Genomic DNA, 17239 nt, shown 5'->3' with positions numbered 1-17239 from the left:
ATCCGGGCGCGGTTGAACTCAGAACCAACTGTCGCTCGGCGCGGTCCCTGCCCACACTGGGAGCGACAGCGCCTGTGAGCAGGCCTAACGGTGGGCCCGCGCTGCTCCGCTCAGGGGCTGGGCCCCACTTCTCGTTGCGGTGAGACCTTCTCATGTCGCCGATACCGTCCCAGGCATCGGGCCATCCCCTGGCGGCGCTGCTGGCCGAGGCGCAGTGGAGCCGGGCGGACCTGGCAAGGGCCGTCAACGCGCTCGGGCACGAAGCCGGCTACAGGCTGCGCTACGACCGTTCGTCGGTCGCCCGCTGGATGACCGGCACGCACCCTCGCCCGCCCGCGCCGGCCCTCGTGGCACAGGCCCTCAGCCGCCGCTGCGGCCGCCTGGTCACCCCGCAGGAAACCGGTCTCGTGCACAGCGCACCCTCGCGCCCGCCCCACACACATGACCTGGACGGAGAACACGGCGACGCGGTCCGTGCCACTCATGACCTGTGCGACATCGATGTGCGTGGCGATGACCGCGTGACCCTCACGGGCATCGCCTACCAGGTGGGTCCCGTGCCCCTGTGGCCGCCGCCGCGACCGCGCCCCGTACTCGCCCACGGCCACCGACCCTCCCGCCACGACCTGCGCTACCTGGACGAGCTGACCCACCACTACGCCGCCCACACCGAACGGCACGGCGGCGGGCGCGCCCGGACCGCCCTCGCGGCGATTCTTCGCGACGAGGCCGTACCTCTGCTCAGAGCACAAGCACCTCAGGCACTCCATCAGCAGCTGCTGGCCTCAACGACCCGTCTGGTCTACCTCCTCGCCACGATGACCAGCGACACCGGCTGGAACGGCCTCGCCCAGCGGTACCACCGCACCGCCCTGGCCCTGGCGCACGAGGCTGACGACCGACCCCTGTACGCGGTCACTCTTCGCGCCATGAGCACTCAGGCGCTGCTCCTCGGCCACCCCCATCACGCCATCGACCTCGCCGAGGCCGCACTGAACACCGCGGACAACCGCGCAACCCCCGCCCAGTCGGCATTCCTGCTCGCCCAGCGCGCACACGCACACGCACTCACCGGTACACGGCACCAGGCCATAGCCGACCTACTGGAAGCCGAACGCCAGCACGCACGGGCCGACAGCCCACCAGGCCCCTTCACGCAGTACCCACGCGCCGCACTCGAATACCAGCGCGCAGCCGTCTTCCACACACTCGGCGACCACCAAGCCCAGCTGGAGGCCCTGCGCGCCTCCCTGGCCCACCGCAACCCCGCCCAGCGCCGCCCCTACGCACTCACCCAAGCGCGGCTGGCCGAAGCCGTCACAGACCTGGGCCACATCGAAGCAGCAGCCGCCTTATGGCACGGCTTCCTCGACCACTACCCGCAACTGCACTCCGTCCAGGCCCACCACGCCCTCAACCGTCTGGAAACAGCCCTGGCCCGCTTTCCGCACCAGCCCGCCGCCACTGCTCTCCGCGAGCGCGCGCGAGCCCTGTCCACCGCGCAGCCCGCTACCCGGACTCCTATGACTTGACATGCCGCGCAGCGGCTGGCTGCGGTGTCGGCAGGCGCGATGGCTGTCTGCGCGGACGGTGAGGACGCCTCCGCTCAGACCGCTCAACCGACTCGGCCTCACCCAGGATCCGGGCCACCAGAAAAGGGTCGTTCATACCGCCAGCATCACCACGGAAGTCCGCGCGTGCCTGGCCGGCAGGGCCAACGGTGTGAGTGAAGCTGACCCTTGATCTACGCGGGCTGCCGGATGCGGTTCCTGATCCGGGACCGGCAGGGAAAGTACACCGCCCTGTCCAATGCCATCGAACTTTGCCCGCACCCCGCTCGCACCCCGGACACGCACCGGGCGCCGCGCCTCGCGGTCGGCGGCCCGCTGCGCGGGCCAGTTTGGTCCGGCTCCGGGCACCGATCTCACAAGTGCGCAATGTTGCACGGTAAGTCACACATGCACCGCTGGCGGGCCCTTTGCCGAGCCGGTGTATCGCGGTGCACTGGGAGCTCTACCCGGCCATCGCCCGGGGACAACGCCCCGGACGCGGCCGCAAGTCCTGGACGCCGAGGAAGGCACCCCGATGCCTGCCACCCCCACACCGTTCCCGCCCGGCCCCGCCTTGAGACGACCAGCCCCCGCCCACACAGCTTCTGGCGCCTTGCCGCTACTCGGTCACTCGGGAAGGTACGCCCTTCGCATGCTCCGCGAGCTCGATCCACAGACATCCTTTTGAGCATGCCTCCGCGGAGGGTCGGTTCTCCATCCGCCGCAGCTGATCCCCGCATTTCCAACTGCCGCGCTGCAAGAGGGAGGCGGGACCCGGTACCGCAGGCGGCAAACCGCACTACCGCAGGCACGGAGGAGTTCTGGGAGCATGACGGATCATTGGCCCGACGGCGTCACGGTCATCACCGGCGAAGGGGAGGACCCGTACCAGTGGCGGGTGGAGAGAACATACGCGGATTCTCCGGCCCTGTGGGAGCGGGTCCTCGGGCGTGATCTCTGGTTTCAGTTCGGCACCTACGATGCCTCAAAGCCTTTGACGCTGGACGAGGCTGCGGCCCGCTACATGGGACAACAGCTGGACCTGGCGCATGACGGCGGGCTGTTGGAAATCCCGGGAAGGATCCTGGATGTCGGGTTCGGCTGGGGCGCGGGCCTGGCATACCTGGCGGAGCGATATCCGGGCTGCCGCCGCTTGGACGGGGTGAACGTCAGCCCGGTCCAGTGCCAGCATGCGGCCGAGCGGCTTCGGGCGCGGGCGCTGCTGGACCGGGTCAGTCTCTTCCAGTGCAACGCCCGGGATGTCCACCTGCTGCCCGATCCGGAACTCCTGTACGACCTGGTGGTGGCGCGCGGCAGCATCACACACTTTCCCAACCCGGTCCTGGAAACCGCGATGCGGGGCCTGGCGGCCAGGACCAGTGAGGGGGCCGCCGTGGTTATCTCCGAGAACCTGTACGACATCCCGCTGGCCGAATACCGTTCCGCCGTGCCCGATTCCGTCGACCGGATGGCCTGCGGTAACCGCAAGACACCCGACTACTTGTGTCAGGTCCTGGACCACAGCGGCTTCGAGGTGACCGACATCCGCAAGCTGCCCTCACCGGGCGACGCCGTCCGCTGGCTGGAGGAGATCAAGCACAACATCGCGACCCGGCTGTCCCTACCGCTGCCCGGAGCTCTGGCCGAGCTGCGCGACCAAGTGGAGAACCTGCTCGCCGCCGCCCAGGCGGGCACCATCTCCGTCTACAGCGTCATCGCTTACAGGCGCCCCCGGTGAACACCCCAGCCTGCTACGGAGCGAGCCTGCTCGACGCGGGGATCGCTGCTGACTGCCCGCGCCACCCCGACACCGACCGCCCGGAGAAGTGCGGTGAGTCCGGCAAGGGCAAGTGGGACGCGGCGGCGGCGCCGACCGCGTCCGACTGGGGCGGTTCGTTCCGCGGCGTGCCGACGGCGGGTGGGAACGTCCATGCCTGCCGATGAGATCGGCCAGGTGCTGGACCGTGTCATCGGCCGGCTGCACCTGCGGGTGCACCCGGACGTCCAACGCCTGGAACAGCAGGCCCTGGCGTGGTTCGAGGCCCTCGACCTGCCCGGCCTGTCCCCAGCGTGCCGTGCTCGGCTGCATTCCTCGGAGCTGGGAACAGCGGTAGGTGCGCTATTCCCGTCGGCCGACTACGCCGCACTGCTGTGGTGGAGCAAATTCACCTACTGGAACCTGGCCTTCGACGACGCGTACGCGGAGGACAACGCCGCCGCGGACTTGGTCGGATTCTTCCAGCAGGCCGGCCGGGTCTGGCTCGCGTCACACGACACCCCGGCTCCCGAGCCGTCCGGCTCCGCGTTCGCCGCCGTGCTCAGGGACCTTCTGGGGGAACTGGACCTGCTGGTCTGCTACACCGTCGCTATCCGCGTCCGGCAGGCCCTGCGGGACTATCTCTTCGCTGCCGCGTGGGAGGCCACCGCCCTCCTGGCCGAGCAGCGGCCGGATCTGGAAACCTACCGCAGCTTCCGGCGGCATGTCCAACTACAGCTGATCAACATTGAATTCGTCGAGCATCTGCCCGGACTTACCCTCACCGGCCCCGAACGGCAGGACTCAAGGGTCTGTGCCATCCGCGCCCTCGCCTCCGACATCAGCAACCACATCAACGATCTCTGCTCTCTGCCACTCGAATTCGCTGCCGGTCGTGGCGTCATGCCCATCACTGGCTTCGGCGAACACAAGCTCGATCAATACCTCGGCGAACTGCGCGGGCAATGCCTGGAACGCGTCGAAGCCCTCCAGAATTTGAAGACCGCAACGGCCGTCGACCCGAAACTGCACTCCTACTGCACCGCCGTGTGCCAGTGGGTCGCCGGTGTGGCCTGGTGGCACGAACGGGCTCGCAGTCACCGCTACAGCGGATAGCCGATCACTGCACTGCAAGTCCCCCTCACAGATCCCTCATCCCGCGTCAGCGGTGAGAACAGCCGCGGCCATGCTGAGGTCCGGCTGTACGGAACACCACCGTGCTGGTGGGGTGGAGCAGGTCGATGACTGTCTTGCGGCGCTCAAGGTCGGAACGCCCCTGATGTCTGCCCCACCAGGACATGGGCGTTGACGTGTTCCAGCCTGTGGGTGGCCCGGAGCTGCGCGAGACGGTCGAGGTCGGTGCCGTACAGGTCCTTGAGAAGTGGTGCGTCGAGGTCGTTGGTGCCGTACAGGTAGGGACGCCCGCCGAGGTCGCGGCAGCGTTCCAGGAGAGTGCGCAGCGCGCGGCGGGTGGCGGCGACGGCCAGGGGGTCGCGGCGGTCGACAAGGGTGTACATGCCCACCCCGAGTGAGACGGGCACCGGTCCGGCTGGGGCGAAGGCGAAGCGTGTTGCGTCGGGAGGGCGGCGTACCAGCAGGACGTACATCGCCTTGAGGGTGCGGCTCAGCGGTGGGCGCCGGCGGTGGGCGTCCACGGTGGCGAGCATCGGAGCGAACTGCTCGGCGGGCATCACGTAGTCGGTCCACATGCGCACATGGCCGGGGAAGGCGGCAAGCCAGCGTTCGCGGCGCTCGTGCAGGGCGAACGGCAGGTCGGGCACGATGGTGCAGTCCTGCGGGCGGCAGGGGCGGGGGGCGTCGGTGTACCAGCCGGTCTCCGTGTGGAGGTCGCCGCCGCTGAGGTAGGCGTTGTAGTGCTCGATGTCGTCCCGGTCTGCGATTCGCTCGGCGTACGCGGCGAGTTCGGTCACCGTGGTGTGCCGCACTCGGTGTACATGTGCATGGCGGTGATGGGGAACGGTGCGCAGCACGGCCCGTTCGATCAGTCCGGCCTGGCCGAGCCCGCCGAGCGCGAACCTGAACAGCTCCGGGTGCGCGGTGCGCGAGCACCAGCGGGGCACACCCGTGCCGTCGGACAGCAGGATCCGCTCGACTTGGTCGCACTGCAGGCCGTGGCGCACCGAGTTCAGGCCCATGCCGCCCACGGAGAGCGTGCCGCCGACAGACATGTGCAGGTAGTCGGTGAGCACGGGTGCGGTCCGGCCGCGCCGGTTCAGCTCTTGTTCCAGCCCGTACCAGCTCATGCCGGCCGGCACGTCGACCAGGTCGCCGCCGAGGTCTCGGACCTCGCTGCCCGGTGTGTCCGGCGCGTAGGTGACGAGCAGGTCGCCGTTGGTGACGGTCTGCCCGTCGCAGGAGTGGCCTGCCCCGCGCAGCGTGAGCGGCCTGCCGGAGGAGAGCAGTGCGGCGGAGGATGTGCCGGGCATCCGGTGCACAGCCCGGGGTACGGCGCGACGTACGGCGCCGAAATCGGTGGTCGGTTCGATGCCGGTCATCGAGGAGCGTCCGAAGTCAGGGGGCGCGGCCCGCGGTAGCCCGTGCCACGGTCGATGATCCGTACGGATGCAGCCATCCGCTCCTGGATCTCCCGCAGTTCGGGATATGCGGCGAGGGTGTCGATGAGTCGTCCGTGCAGGTCGTGCACCCGGGTGTTGTTGCAGTACCAGTGGAGCAGGTAGTCGCCCTGGTACCAGATCCGTCCGGAGACGGCGTCGGTGCGCCCGCAGTAGGGGGCGAGGCGGCCTTGCCACAGCTCGGGCGGAATGGTGAGCAGCGGTGGCGTCCCGGTCTGCGGATTGCCCGGACCGAGGTCCCCGTTCCAGCGGTACTGCAGATCGGCCCGCCAATTGTCCGGGCCGGTACGGGTGATCCGGCCGCTCCATTCGCTGCGGGGGGCTGGGTCGCCGAACCGCCTCCCCCAGGCCAGGTTGTCGCGATTCGCCAGCTCGGGGACGAGCTCCGGGGGCACCCGCTGTCCGTTCACGGGAGGGATGACGTACAGGCCGGCGAAGCCGCCGAAAAGCGGTGCGTCGGGGTCAAAGCGTGCCGAGGGGCCGCCGAGACAGGAGGGGGCGGGCAGTGTGAAGATGTTGTGGCCTCGGAGGCTGATCCGGCTGCCCTGCCAGGGGATGTCCTGCCAGTGCGGGCTCATGTCGACCGTGAAGACCCGCCGTTCCCAGCCGGGTCCGGGCTCCACCGCGCAGGCGGGGTTGAGCCCGGCCAGGCTCAGCACCGGCGGTGCTGGCTTCCCGGCCACCGGTTCAGTAGTGGACCTGTTCGCCGACACCTGTCACCTCCTCCTGGTTGGTGAGGAGCGTTTGCGCGTCTTTGTCGGTCAGTTGGTAGCCGCGCCCGGCGAACCAGGCGGCCAGTTCGGCCGGGCCGTCGAAGGGGATGGCGTCGCACAGTGCGTCGTACAGGGTGGCGTCGTCGGTGATGTCGGAGATGAAGTCGCCGTAGCTCTTCACTGGAGTTCCTCCAGGGGGCGTGCGAGCAGCCGGTACTGCTCGGCGAGTGAGGGCAGTTGCAGTTCGTCGGCGAGTGCTGTGGCGTTGGACAGGTGGGTGCGGATGAGCCGGGCGCCGGCGACGTATCCGCCCGCGCGCAGTGCGTTGAGCAGTGCCGTCCGCTCGTGGTCGGCGCCCGGATCTGTGTGGACGCCGTGCCAGCCGTTCCGGTGCCGCGGTGGGAGCAGGTGGAAGATCGCGGTGGGCTGCCCAGCGGCGGCGTCCGCGGCACAGTCCCGCAGATCGTCCAGAGCGCGCCAGGCCAGGCAGAACTCCTCGTACATCTCCCGCAGCGACACCTGCCGTTCGGGCCCGTGGCCGGCAAGGGCGGCCGTGAGCAGCGGGGCGATCAGCCAGGTTGCCGACTGCCCTCGGAAGACTGCCTCGTAGGAACTCAGGTCCTCCTGCTCCGGGGGGTTGTGGATGTGCGTGAAGTACCGCTCGACCAGGGGCTCGACGATCAGCTCGGAGCCCGGGACGTCTTCGCTCAGCCGCGCCAGACACGCTCGGAACTCGTTCCATGCCTCTGTCCTCAGATGGAGGAAGAGGTGGTCCACCGGCAGATCGCCGTCGGCGAGGTGGTCGTCGAGCAGATGCAGGAACATCGCGGCAGCCTGAGCTCCGAGCGCGTCGAGGACCCGGTCGCCGTTGACGTGTCGGTGGGTCGTGCCGGCTGCCAGGCAGGGGATGACGGTCCATGCCGGGGCGTAGTACTTGTCGTAGAACCGGGCTACGTTCCGCGCGCTGCCCTGACACAGCCCGATCTGGAGGGCAAGCAGCGCGGTGTCCCGCAGGGGGGTGGGCATCCTCGCGCACAGTGCCGGGATCCTGCCGTTCAGCCAGCGGCACAGAGCTTGGTGCTCCGCCGTGAGTGGAACCTCGCCGAAGTTCAGCGACGCCAGGTCGGAGAGCACGAGAGAAGGAGGTGAAGGCCACGGCGCAACCAGGGGTGATTCCGTGAGATCGGCGTTGGGCGTTTTGTGCCGGTCGGCGACGGCCATCGCATGCCCTACCTTCCTCATGCGCCCGTGACGGTGCCGGACACGCGGGTTTCCACATGCAGGTCGCAGCGCAGATCAGCCTGTGCACCGATCTCGATGGCCTTCGCATCGGGATGGCGGCCTCGTGCGATGGGGCAGTAGAAGGGCGGGATCGTGAGTTGGGTCGCAGATGTCATGATTCCTTCCGAGGGCGGATGGCTTGAGTGCTGTTGACCGTTGCTTCGGCTCGCAGGTTGCGGCGGAGCTCTTTGGGCAGCGAGAAGGCGATCGACTCGTCGGCGGTCTTGACCGTCTCGACGTCTTCGTAGCCGCGCTGAGCCAGCCACTGCAGGACGTCGTCGACCAGGACTTCCGGCACGGACGCGCCCGCGGTGACGCCGATTGTGGTGACGCCCTCGAGCCAGGTCTCGTCGATCTCCGAGGCGAAGTCCACCAGGTAGGAGGCCTTGGCGCCGGCGCCGAGGGCGACCTCGACCAGGCGCTTGGAGTTGGAGGAGTTGCGGGAGCCGACCACGATGACCAGGTCGGCCTCGGCGCCCATCTGCTTGACCGCGAGCTGGCGGTTCTGCGTGGCGTAGCAGATGTCGTCGCTGGGCGGGGAGATGAGCTGCGGGAACTTCTCCTTCAGCGCGTCGACGGTCTCCATGGTCTCGTCGACGGAGAGGGTGGTCTGGGAGAGCCAGACGACCTTCGACTCGTCGCGGACCTCGACGTTGGCGACGTCGGACGGGCCGTCGACGAGCTGGATGTGGTCGGGGGCCTCGCCGGACGTGCCGATGACCTCTTCGTGGCCCTCGTGCCCGATCAGGAGGATGTCGTAGTCCTCCTTGGCGAAGCGGACGGCTTCCTTGTGGACCTTGGTGACCAGCGGGCAAGTGGCATCAATGGTGGCCAGCTTCCGCTCCGCGGCCTCCTCGTGCACGGTCGGGGCCACACCGTGCGCCGAGAACACCACGATGTTGCCCGGCGGCACCTCCTCGGTCTGCTCGACGAAGATGGCGCCCTTCTTCTCCAGGGTTTTGACGACGTACTTGTTGTGCACGATCTCGTGGCGGACATAGATCGGGGCCCCGTACTGCTCCAGGGCCTTCTCGACGGCGATCACGGCGCGATCCACGCCCGCACACCAGCCGCGCGGTGCGGCCAGCAGTACCCGCTTGCCGGCCGGGAGGTCCGGTGTGGTGGTCATGAGGTCCTCCGTACGGCGTGCTGGGCGAGCCGGCGCAGGTGGGCGTGGCGGGCGGATGCATCGCGCGGGGCGAGAGCGACGAGCACGGTGTGTTTGCCTTCCCGTAAGTCCTCCAGGCGGGACTTCCCGGTGGTGGCCGGGTCGCCGAAGACGCCGAGGAGGTCGTCGCGTAGCTGGAACGCTTCGCCCAGCGGCGTGGCACAGGCGGACAGGCCGTGCAGCAGCTGTGGCGGGGCGGCGCCGAGGACCGCGCCGACATGAAGGGGGCGTTCACAGGTGTATGCGGCGGTCTTGTAGCGGATGATCGTCAGGGCGCGTTCCAGGTCCGGGGTGGGCATGCCGGTGGCGGTGACGTCCAGGTACTGGCCGTAGATCACCTCGGTGCGCATGGTGCGCATGGTGTGTACGACGGGAAGTACGGCGGCGAGCTGGCGGCTGGTCAGGCCGGAGGTGTGGAGGAGTTCGTCGGCCCAGGTCAGGGCGAGGTCGCCGACGAGGATCGCGCAGGAGGTCCCCAGGCTTTCGGCAAGGGGGGCAGGGCGGTGTGCCGCGTGGCGTGTGGCCAGGGTGCGGTGGACGGTCGGTGCGCCGCGGCGGGTGGAGCTGTTGTCGATGATGTCGTCGTGGATGAGGCAGAAGGCGTCCTGGGCGGCCTGCGTGGGGAGGTTCCGGGCCGTGGCCGAGGCCGCTTTGTTCTGAAGGAACTGGTGGAGCACGGCGTCGACGTCGCGGCGCAGGCCCTCAAGGTCCGGCAGCCGGGGGGTATGCCGCAAGGGGGCGCTGGCGGTCATGACTGTTCAGCTGCCTCGGCGGTGTCGGGGCCAGGTTCCGCTGTCGGGGCGGCCGTGCTCGTCAGGGTCAGGGCTTCGTCGAGAAGGGCTTCGACGATCCGGGGTTCGGGCACGGTCCTGATGACCTGGCCGTGGCGGTAGATCTGGCCTTTGCCGTTGCCGCAGGACACCCCCAGGTCGGCTTCCCGGGACTCGCCCGGCCCGTTGACCACGCAGCCCATCACGGCGATGCGCAGTGGATGAGGGAAGCCGTCGAAGGCGGCTTCGACCTGGGCGGCGAGTTTGTGTATGTCGACCTGTAGCCTGCCGCAGCCGGGGCAGGAGACGATCTCCAGCTTGCGGGGGCGCAGGCCCAGGGAGGCCAGAATGTGGCAGCCGGCCTTGACCTGCTCGACCGGGTCGGCAGAAAGGGAGACGCGGATGGTGTCCCCGATGCCTTCTGAGAGCAGGATCCCGAAGGCGACCGCGGACTTGATGGCGCCCTGGAAGGCAGGGCCGGCCTCGGTCACTCCCAGGTGCAGGGGGTAGTCGCAGCGGCTCGCGAGGAGCCGGTTCGCGCTGATCATCGTGCGCGGGTCGTGGTGTTTGACCGCGATCTTCAGATCGGTGAAGCCGTGTTCCTCGAACAGCGAGCACTCCCACAGCGCGGACTCCACCAGGGCCTGCGGGGTTGCGGTGCCGTGCTTGGCGAGCAGGCGGGCGTCCAGGGAGCCTGCGTTGACACCGATCCGGATGGGCACTCCGGCCGCCGAGGCGGCCTTGGCGATCTCGGCGACACGGTCGTCGAAGCGTTTGATGTTGCCTGGGTTGACGCGGACCGCGGCGCAGCCGGCGTCGATCGCGGTGAAGACGTAGCGGGGCTGGAAGTGGATGTCGGCGATCACTGGGATCGGCGACTTCGCCACGATCCGTGGCAGGGCTTCAGCGTCATCCTGGGAGGGGACGGCGACGCGCACGATGTCGCAGCCTGCGGCCGTGACGGCAGCGATCTGCCGCAGCGTGGCGTCCACATCGGCGGTGTTGGTGGTGGTCATGGTCTGCACGCTGACCGGTGCGCCGCCGCCGACGGGCACCGTCCCGATGCGGAGTTGACGGGTGCGGCGGCGCACCGGAACCTGGGCGGAGGGCAGGGCGGGCAGGCCGAGGTCGATGGCGGTCACCGTGACTCTCCCTGTGTCCGATGGGGCACGGCCCGGTCACCGTTCCGGCCAGTGGTGGCGTTCAGCACCGTGCAGACGACGCCGGGGGCATCCAGCCTGGCCTGGGCCAACAGCTCGGAGCGGGGGCCGTGCGGGACGAAAGCCGGTGGCAGGCCGAGCACGTGGACGGGGGTGGTGACTCCGTGGTCTTGGCACAGCTGGACGAGGGCCGTGCCGACACCACCGGTGCGTACGCCGTCTTCGAGGCTCACGACCAGCTGGTGGCGGGCCGCCAGGGAGACCAGCGCGGGATTGACGGGCAGCACCCAGCCCGGGTCGGCGACCGTGCACCCGAGGCCGTGCTCGGCCTCCAGGACTCGGGCGGCCGCCACTGCCGCCGAGGCCAGGGGCCCGACCGGCACCAGCAGGACGTCCAGCGGCCGGTGCTTGCCGCGATGCAGGATGTCGACACCGTCCATCGATGCCAGGGCCTCGATCGGTGCGCCTGCGGTGGCCTTGGGAATGCGCAGAGCGGTCGGCCCCTCACCCCAGGCGACCGCCTCAGTGAGCAGTGTGCGCAGCTGTGTGGCATCCCGGGGGGCGGCGAGGCGCAGCCCGGGGACCATGGACAACAGGTTCAGGTCCCACATGCCGTGATGCGAGGGCCCGTCGGGGCCGGTGATGCCGGCCCGGTCCAGCGCGAACGTGACCGGCAGCCGGTGCAGGGCGACATCGAGGAGCACCTGGTCGAAGGCACGGTTCATGAATGTCGCGTAGATCGCGACGACCGGGTGCAGGCCGCCCATGGCCAGGCCGGCCGCGGAGGTCACCGCGTGCTGTTCGGCGATGCCGACATCGAAGACCCGCTGCGGGAAGCGTTCCTTCATCTCCCCGAGTCCGGTGGGCAGCAGCATCGCCGCACTCACCGCGACCACCTGCGGATGGGCGGCGGCAACCTCGGCGAGAACTTGTCCGAACACACTCGTCCACGATCGCGCCGGAGCGGTGACGGGTTGCGCGGTGTCCGGGTCGATGGCGCCGACAGCGTGCAGGCAGTCCGCCGTGTCCGTCTCGGCCGGCGCGTAGCCTTTCCCCTTGACGGTCATCACGTGCACCACCGTTGGCCGCCTGATCGTCCGGGCCCGGAGCAGCAGGTGCTCCACCTCGGTGGTGTTGTGGCCGTCGACGGGACCGAAGTAGACGAACCCGAGGTCGGTGAACAGATTCCGGCACGCCTCCGCCCCGCCGCCGTACTTGAGGACGCCCAGGTGCTCGGCGAGGGCGCCGGTGGTGGGGGCGTAGGAGCGGCCGTTGTCGTTGAGGACCACGATCACTGGACGGTCCTTCGCCGCGCCGAGATTGTTGAGCGCCTCGAACGCCATGCCACCCGTCAAAGCGCCGTCCCCCACGACCGCGACTACGGCCCGGTCCTGCTCGCCGGACAGTTGACGGGCCTTGGCCAGGCCGTCGGCATACGACAGGGCGGTGGAGGCATGGGAGTTCTCCACGAGGTCGTGTATCGATTCGGCCCGCGACGGATACCCCGACAGCCCGCCTCGCTGCCGCAGGGTGTCGAATTCGCCCTGACGAGTAGTCAGCAACTTGTGCACGTAAGCCTGGTGGCCGGTATCGAAGAGAAGCGCATCGCGCGGGGAGTCGAAGACCCGGTGCAGGGCGAGCGTGAGCTCGACCACCCCCAGATTCGGGCCCAAGTGCCCGCCCGATACGCTCACCTTCTCCACCAGGAACCGGCGAATCTCACCGGCTAACTGGGGCAATTGGTCCGCAGGCAGCGTGCGCAGTACGCCCGGGCCGGCCGCCCGCTCCAACAGCGGTGACAAGCTGTCCGGCAGGGCCGTCACCATCACCCACCTCCTCTCGCAAGACGCGCCGTAGCTCAGCTACAGGCGGCGCGTACCTTCAGGAGATCGGGCGCACGGTGGCAGCGGAAGGCCATTTCGCCGCTGACAGCGAGCATGCGCTGAAAGATTGCGCCCTTGTGAAGGGCTGCCGGGGCAATCAATTCACCCGAATGGAGCAGCCCGCCGGGCCGGGAGCCAGGGACGAGTGCAGGGTGGGTCCAGAACGAGCGGAAAGGAGGAGGACATTGAACGAGCTTCCCGGACTCTCCATCCTTCTCGGCCTTCTGGCTGACGAGGTGGCCCTGCTGGCCGACTGGCAGTTTGCCCTCGCGGCAGGCGACAGCGACTGACCCGTACCACCAGAGCGGCGGTCCCGGAAGGGGCCGCCGCTGACGTTGCGAGGAGTGACTGCATGGCTGCGCAGCCCACGTCCCGGCGCGATGTGGTCCTGGAGGAGTTGCACGGCCGCCGGATCGAAGATCCCTACCGGTGGCTGGAGGCCGACGACGACGCCTGCCAGGAGTGGCTGGCCGGGCAGGAGCAGTGGCTGGCGGCGCACGCGGGCGGGTGGGATGAACGTCCGGTGTTCCAGGCTTTGTTGCGCCGGTTCATGGACGCGGGCAGCGCGCTGGCTCCCGCGGTGTCGCCGCCGGTGTGGCGGCACGAGCGCCGGTTCCACCTGCGCTGCGGCGCCGGTCAGGAGCATCCGGTACTGGTGACCGCGGCGAGCGGCCACGACGAGCGCGTGCTGGTCGACCCGGTCGGCCTCGACCCCACCGGACGCACGACCCTGGACAGTTGGCGGCCCTCCTGGTCGGGCAGGCTGCTGGCCTATCAGGTTTCCTCGCAGGGCAGTGAGAGACCGGTGCTGCGCGTTATGGATGTGGCGGACGGGCGGCAGGTCGGCCCTCCCGTGGAACCGGGCAGGGCGAGTGCCGTGGCCTGGCTGCCGGACGACACCGGCTTCTATTACGTGACCTGCCCAGCGGGCGGTGACCGGCAGGTACGGCTGCGTCTGCTCGAAACCGCGCGGGATCCGGCCGAGGACCCAGTGGTCTTCGCCACCGCCGCACGGCAGCTGTCGGTGTCCACCAGCGCGGACGGCCGCCTGCTCGCGGTCAGCTGTGCCCCGGGCCCGCAGTGCGGCAACCAGGTCCACCTGGCCGACCTGCCCGCTTCCCCGGCCCGTGCTCCCGATCTGCGGCTGGTGCACGACGGCACGGACACGGGCGTACAGGCGCTGGTCCGGTTCGGTCCCCACGGCCTGCTGTACGCGATCACCACCGACGGGGCGCCCGGCGGGCGGGTCTGCCGGATCGACCTCGCCCGTCCCCACTCCACGGCGTGGACCGCGCTGATCACACCGGACCGGGACGATGTCCTCTCGGCGTGTGTCGCCCTGGTCGACCCGGACACCGCGGCCCTTCGGTTCCTGGTCGCATCCGCGCGGCGTGGCGTGGCCCGTCTGTCGCTGCACGACGACACCGGCCACCTGCTGGCCGAGATCGGCACCCCGGGAACCGGCTGCGGCACGGTCATGAACCTCACCGCGCCCCCCGGCGAGGCGGACCAGGCGTGGTTCACCTACACCGACTTCCTCAACCCCCCGGCGGTCTACCGTTTCAGTCTGCGGGACCGGCGTTGCCGACCGGACACGCCGGCTGATCACCGGGCCGCCGCACCACCGTCCGTGGCGGGGCCCGTCACGCCCGTGGTGCGGCAGACGACCTGCACGTCCGAGGACGGCACCGACGTACCGCTGCTCCTCATCGCCCCGGAGGGATGCGGCCCGGGCCCGCACCCCACCCTGCTGACCGCCTACGGTGGTTTCGGAGCCACCGCCGCCCCCGCGTATTCCCCCACCATCCTGGCCTGGGTCACGGCCGGCGGCGTCTATGCCATCGCCGGAGTGCGCGGCGGAGGGGAACAGGGCGCCACCTGGCATGCGGCCGGCCGGGGAGTCAACAAGCCCGCAGCCTTCGCCGACTACGCCGCGGCCACACGGTGGCTGATCGACCAGGGCTGGACCGCCCCTGGGCGACTGGCGGTCAAAGGCGCCTCGCACAGCGGCCTCATGGCCGCCGCCGCGATCACCCGCGAACCGCACCTGTACGCCGCGGCCGTGTGCTCCGGCGCGCTCACCGACATGGTCCGTTACCCCCTGCTGGGCATGGGCCAGTGGTGGATCAACGAGTTCGGCGACCCGCAGAACCCGGACCACCTGGACGTCCTGCTGAGTTACTCCCCCTACCACCAGGTCAGGCCCGGCACCCCGTATCCCGCGGTACTGCTGATCACCGCCCGCACCGATGCCCGTGTCGGTGCCGCGCACACACGGAAGTTCACCGCGGCTCTCCAGCACGCCACCACCAGCGCAAAGCCCGTCCTGCTGCGCTGCGAGGACGGCGTCGGCCACGGCCCGCGTGCCCTCTCCCGCTGGATCGACCTGGAAGCAGACGCCCTGGCCTTCTGCGCTGTCCACACCGGACTCCACCCCGGGACCCAGCCCGCCCATCACGGCCGTGCCAGGTGAGCGCGCCGGAGCGCACAGCCGCCGCATCAACCGCGGCCTGCATCGGGACTGTAAACCGTTCGGTGTAACTCCCGATCATGGAAGACGCATCGAACTGAGGCCCAGTTGGCGCACCAGTCGAAGTGAGAAGGCGGGCACCCGATGCGGTCGCCAGGGCAGACGGAGCCTTGTGATCTCCTGCGTGCTTGCCTGGGCGGTGTAGCGCAGTTCAGCGAGGTCGCGGGTGCGCCGGAACCGCAGTGCGCCAGGGTGGCCTGCCCGCTGCAGTACCTGCCCGAGTGGGCCGTGGGGTCCCCGGGTGAACAGGTGGGTGCCGAAGTCGATGCGGAAAGCCGAGCTGGTCGTAGCCCGCAACTGCCGCCCAGATGCTTGTTCTTTCCAGCAGGGTCACCGGGAGTCCGGCGTGTGCCAGCAGGAGGGTCAGTGCGGACCCGCCGATGCCGGACCCGATCACCACAGCGCGTGGTGCCCGTACGGCCGCCGTCGCCTGCTGATGCGCCGTTGTCTTCACCAGGTGCCGATTCATCCTTGCGTCCCTGTTTGCCTCGACTCTGTGTTGGGCTTCGTGGCCGCCGGTGAAGGGCGCAACGCGGTCGCACTCTTGAGCTTTACTTGCTGCGAGCGGCCGTTCCCAGGACCACCGGGTGGCTCACTTCGCCGGTGCGCCTTGTTCACTCAGGGGGACATGCTGGACGGGGGCAGGGATGCGGGGGACGGCGCCGTAGCGGCGGGTGCGGCGGGCGTACTGTTCGATCGCGTGCCACAGGTCGCGGCGGTCCACTGCGGGCCAGGGGGTGTCGAGGAACAGCAGCTCGGCGTAGGTGGCCTGCCAGGGAAGGAAGTTGGAGGTGCGCTGGTCGCCGCCGGTGCGCAGGAGCAGGTCGACGTCAGGCAGTTCGGGGACCTGTAGGTAGCGGGCGAAGGCGTGCTCGGAAACCGAGCCGGGGTCGATCCGCCCGGCGGCCGCTTCCTGGGCGAGTTTCGCTGCGGCTGCCGTGATCTCGGCGCGGCCGCCGTAGTTCACGCACATGGTCAGGGTCAGTCCGGTGTGGTCGCGGGTGGTCCGCTCGGCCTCGAGGAGTTTTTCGATGACGTCGGCCGGGAGGCGGGAGCGCGCGCCGGCCCAGCGCACGCGGAGGTCCAGTTTGTCGTCCACCATGCGACGCACGACCTGGGGGATTTCGTACATCAGGGTCTGCAGTTCGTCGGCCGGGCGTTTCCAGTTCTCGGTGGAGAACGCGTACAGGGTCAGGTATTTCAGGCCGATCTCCAGGGCACCGTGGACGACGTCGACCAGTGCCTCGACGCCTTGCCGGTGGCCGTCGGTGCGGGGCAGGCCGCGGGCGGTGGCCCAGCGGCCGTTGCCGTCTATCACGATCGCGACGTGCCGGGGCATGGCTTCGCCGGACAGTTGGGGTGGGCGGGCGCCCGAAGGGTGGGGAGGCGGAGCGACGGTCGGGCGGCGCTGAGCGGCGGGTGAGCGCGTCTCTTCGGCCCCGCCGGGCCGTTCGGGCATCTCGGCCGGTGCGAGTTGTGGCGGGCAGGGCTGGATGGGGAAGGGGAACAGGCCCCAGGCCAGCGCGGCCTTCGCCCGGGCGGGCAGCAGCAGGCGCAGCCGGGCGCCTCGTGGCAGGGCGGGGCGGCGGTGCAGCAGGGAGGCGGGGGCGTCGGCCGCGGCCTTCAGGCGCAGCCGGTACAGGTCGGTGTAGGCGCCGAGCGCGATGGCGACCGCCGGGTGCAGCACCGGCGGCAGTGGCGTGCGGTCCAGCCAGGTGCGGGCCCGGCCGGCCAGGCGGCGCACCAGGTCCTCGAACGCCGGGGTGACGGAGCAGGAGTCGGCGGGCGCGTGGTGGACCGCGTCGGGGCCGCAGCTCCCGGCCGACGCGGTGGT

Annotated in this window: 14 protein-coding genes and 1 pseudogene; 5 read left to right on the top strand and 10 right to left on the bottom strand. The window is 69.8% G+C overall.

The features are described from left to right. Window positions 1-152: 152 nt before the first annotated feature. The 4 genes from ABZ078_RS36960 to ABZ078_RS36945 all read left to right on the top strand — a co-directional run bounded on the left by ABZ078_RS36960 (window position 153) and on the right by ABZ078_RS36945 (window position 4422). Window positions 153-1532 carry a hypothetical protein gene (locus ABZ078_RS36960; RefSeq protein ID WP_356582770.1) on the top strand — a complete coding sequence of 460 codons (1380 nt, stop codon included), beginning with the start codon at window positions 153-155 and terminating at the stop codon, window positions 1530-1532. Window positions 1533-2379: 847 nt separating this feature from the next. Continuing rightward, window positions 2380-3288 carry a class I SAM-dependent methyltransferase gene (locus ABZ078_RS36955; protein WP_356582768.1) on the top strand — a complete coding sequence of 303 codons (909 nt, stop codon included), beginning with the start codon at window positions 2380-2382 and terminating at the stop codon, window positions 3286-3288. Next, the gene (locus ABZ078_RS36950) at window positions 3285-3494 is read left to right on the top strand and encodes a hypothetical protein (RefSeq protein ID WP_356582804.1); all 210 of its coding nucleotides are present in this window, start codon (window positions 3285-3287) and stop codon (window positions 3492-3494) included. The genes ABZ078_RS36955 and ABZ078_RS36950 overlap by 4 nt, the downstream gene beginning before the upstream one ends. Beyond that, a complete protein-coding gene (locus tag ABZ078_RS36945; protein ID WP_356582766.1) occupies window positions 3481-4422 on the top strand; it encodes a hypothetical protein in 942 nt (313 codons plus the stop codon). Before ABZ078_RS36950 ends, ABZ078_RS36945 begins: the two co-directional genes overlap by 14 nt. 143 nt (window positions 4423-4565) lie before the next feature. On the opposite strand, the gene ABZ078_RS36940 is transcribed toward ABZ078_RS36945, so the two are convergent. The 9 genes and pseudogenes from ABZ078_RS36940 to ABZ078_RS36900 form a co-directional block, all read right to left on the bottom strand. Beyond that, complete coding sequence (locus ABZ078_RS36940; protein ID WP_356582764.1) at window positions 4566-5822, bottom strand: FAD-binding protein; 1257 nt, start codon at window positions 5820-5822, stop codon at window positions 4566-4568. Continuing rightward, window positions 5819-6583: a hypothetical protein gene (locus ABZ078_RS36935; protein WP_356582762.1), complete on the bottom strand. Its 765-nt coding sequence runs from the start codon at window positions 6581-6583 to the stop codon at window positions 5819-5821. The genes ABZ078_RS36940 and ABZ078_RS36935 overlap by 4 nt, the downstream gene beginning before the upstream one ends. Before the next feature lie 4 nt (window positions 6584-6587). Further along, the gene (locus tag ABZ078_RS36930) at window positions 6588-6794 is read right to left on the bottom strand and encodes a hypothetical protein (RefSeq protein WP_356582760.1); all 207 of its coding nucleotides are present in this window, start codon (window positions 6792-6794) and stop codon (window positions 6588-6590) included. Continuing rightward, entirely contained in the window at window positions 6791-7747 is a 957-nt protein-coding gene (locus ABZ078_RS36925) for a hypothetical protein (RefSeq protein ID WP_356582758.1), read from the bottom strand. Before ABZ078_RS36925 ends, ABZ078_RS36930 begins: the two co-directional genes overlap by 4 nt. A gap of 104 nt (window positions 7748-7851) precedes the next feature. Continuing rightward, on the bottom strand, window positions 7852-8010 hold the full coding sequence (locus ABZ078_RS36920) for a hypothetical protein (RefSeq protein WP_356582756.1): 159 nt from the start codon (window positions 8008-8010) through the stop codon (window positions 7852-7854). After that, a complete protein-coding gene (locus tag ABZ078_RS36915) occupies window positions 8007-9023 on the bottom strand; it encodes a 4-hydroxy-3-methylbut-2-enyl diphosphate reductase (protein WP_356582754.1) in 1017 nt (338 codons plus the stop codon). Before ABZ078_RS36915 ends, ABZ078_RS36920 begins: the two co-directional genes overlap by 4 nt. A gap of 26 nt (window positions 9024-9049) precedes the next feature. Further along, a pseudogene (locus ABZ078_RS36910) lies at window positions 9050-9814 on the bottom strand (polyprenyl synthetase family protein); the annotation flags it as partial. Beyond that, entirely contained in the window at window positions 9811-10974 is a 1164-nt protein-coding gene (ispG, locus tag ABZ078_RS36905; RefSeq protein WP_356582752.1) for a flavodoxin-dependent (E)-4-hydroxy-3-methylbut-2-enyl-diphosphate synthase, read from the bottom strand. The gene ispG and the pseudogene ABZ078_RS36910, both read right to left, overlap by 4 nt. After that, entirely contained in the window at window positions 10971-12731 is a 1761-nt protein-coding gene (locus ABZ078_RS36900; protein WP_356582796.1) for a 1-deoxy-D-xylulose-5-phosphate synthase, read from the bottom strand. The genes ispG and ABZ078_RS36900 overlap by 4 nt, the downstream gene beginning before the upstream one ends. Window positions 12732-13227: 496 nt before the next feature. On the opposite strand from ABZ078_RS36900, the gene ABZ078_RS36895 reads away from it, so the two are divergent. Next, entirely contained in the window at window positions 13228-15348 is a 2121-nt protein-coding gene (locus ABZ078_RS36895) for a prolyl oligopeptidase family serine peptidase (RefSeq protein WP_356582750.1), read from the top strand. Between the two features lie 649 nt (window positions 15349-15997). Here ABZ078_RS36895 and uppS read toward each other — a convergent pair. Next, on the bottom strand, window positions 15998-17239 hold a 1242-nt coding region (gene uppS, locus ABZ078_RS36890), incomplete at its 5' end, for a polyprenyl diphosphate synthase (RefSeq protein WP_356582748.1).

Origin of the sequence: Streptomyces sp. NPDC006385 (assembly GCF_040612485.1) — a bacterium.
Taxonomy (GTDB): domain Bacteria; phylum Actinomycetota; class Actinomycetes; order Streptomycetales; family Streptomycetaceae; genus Streptomyces.
Note: the sequence above shows the minus strand (reverse complement) of the source record. Positions and strands in the feature narration are given on the sequence as shown.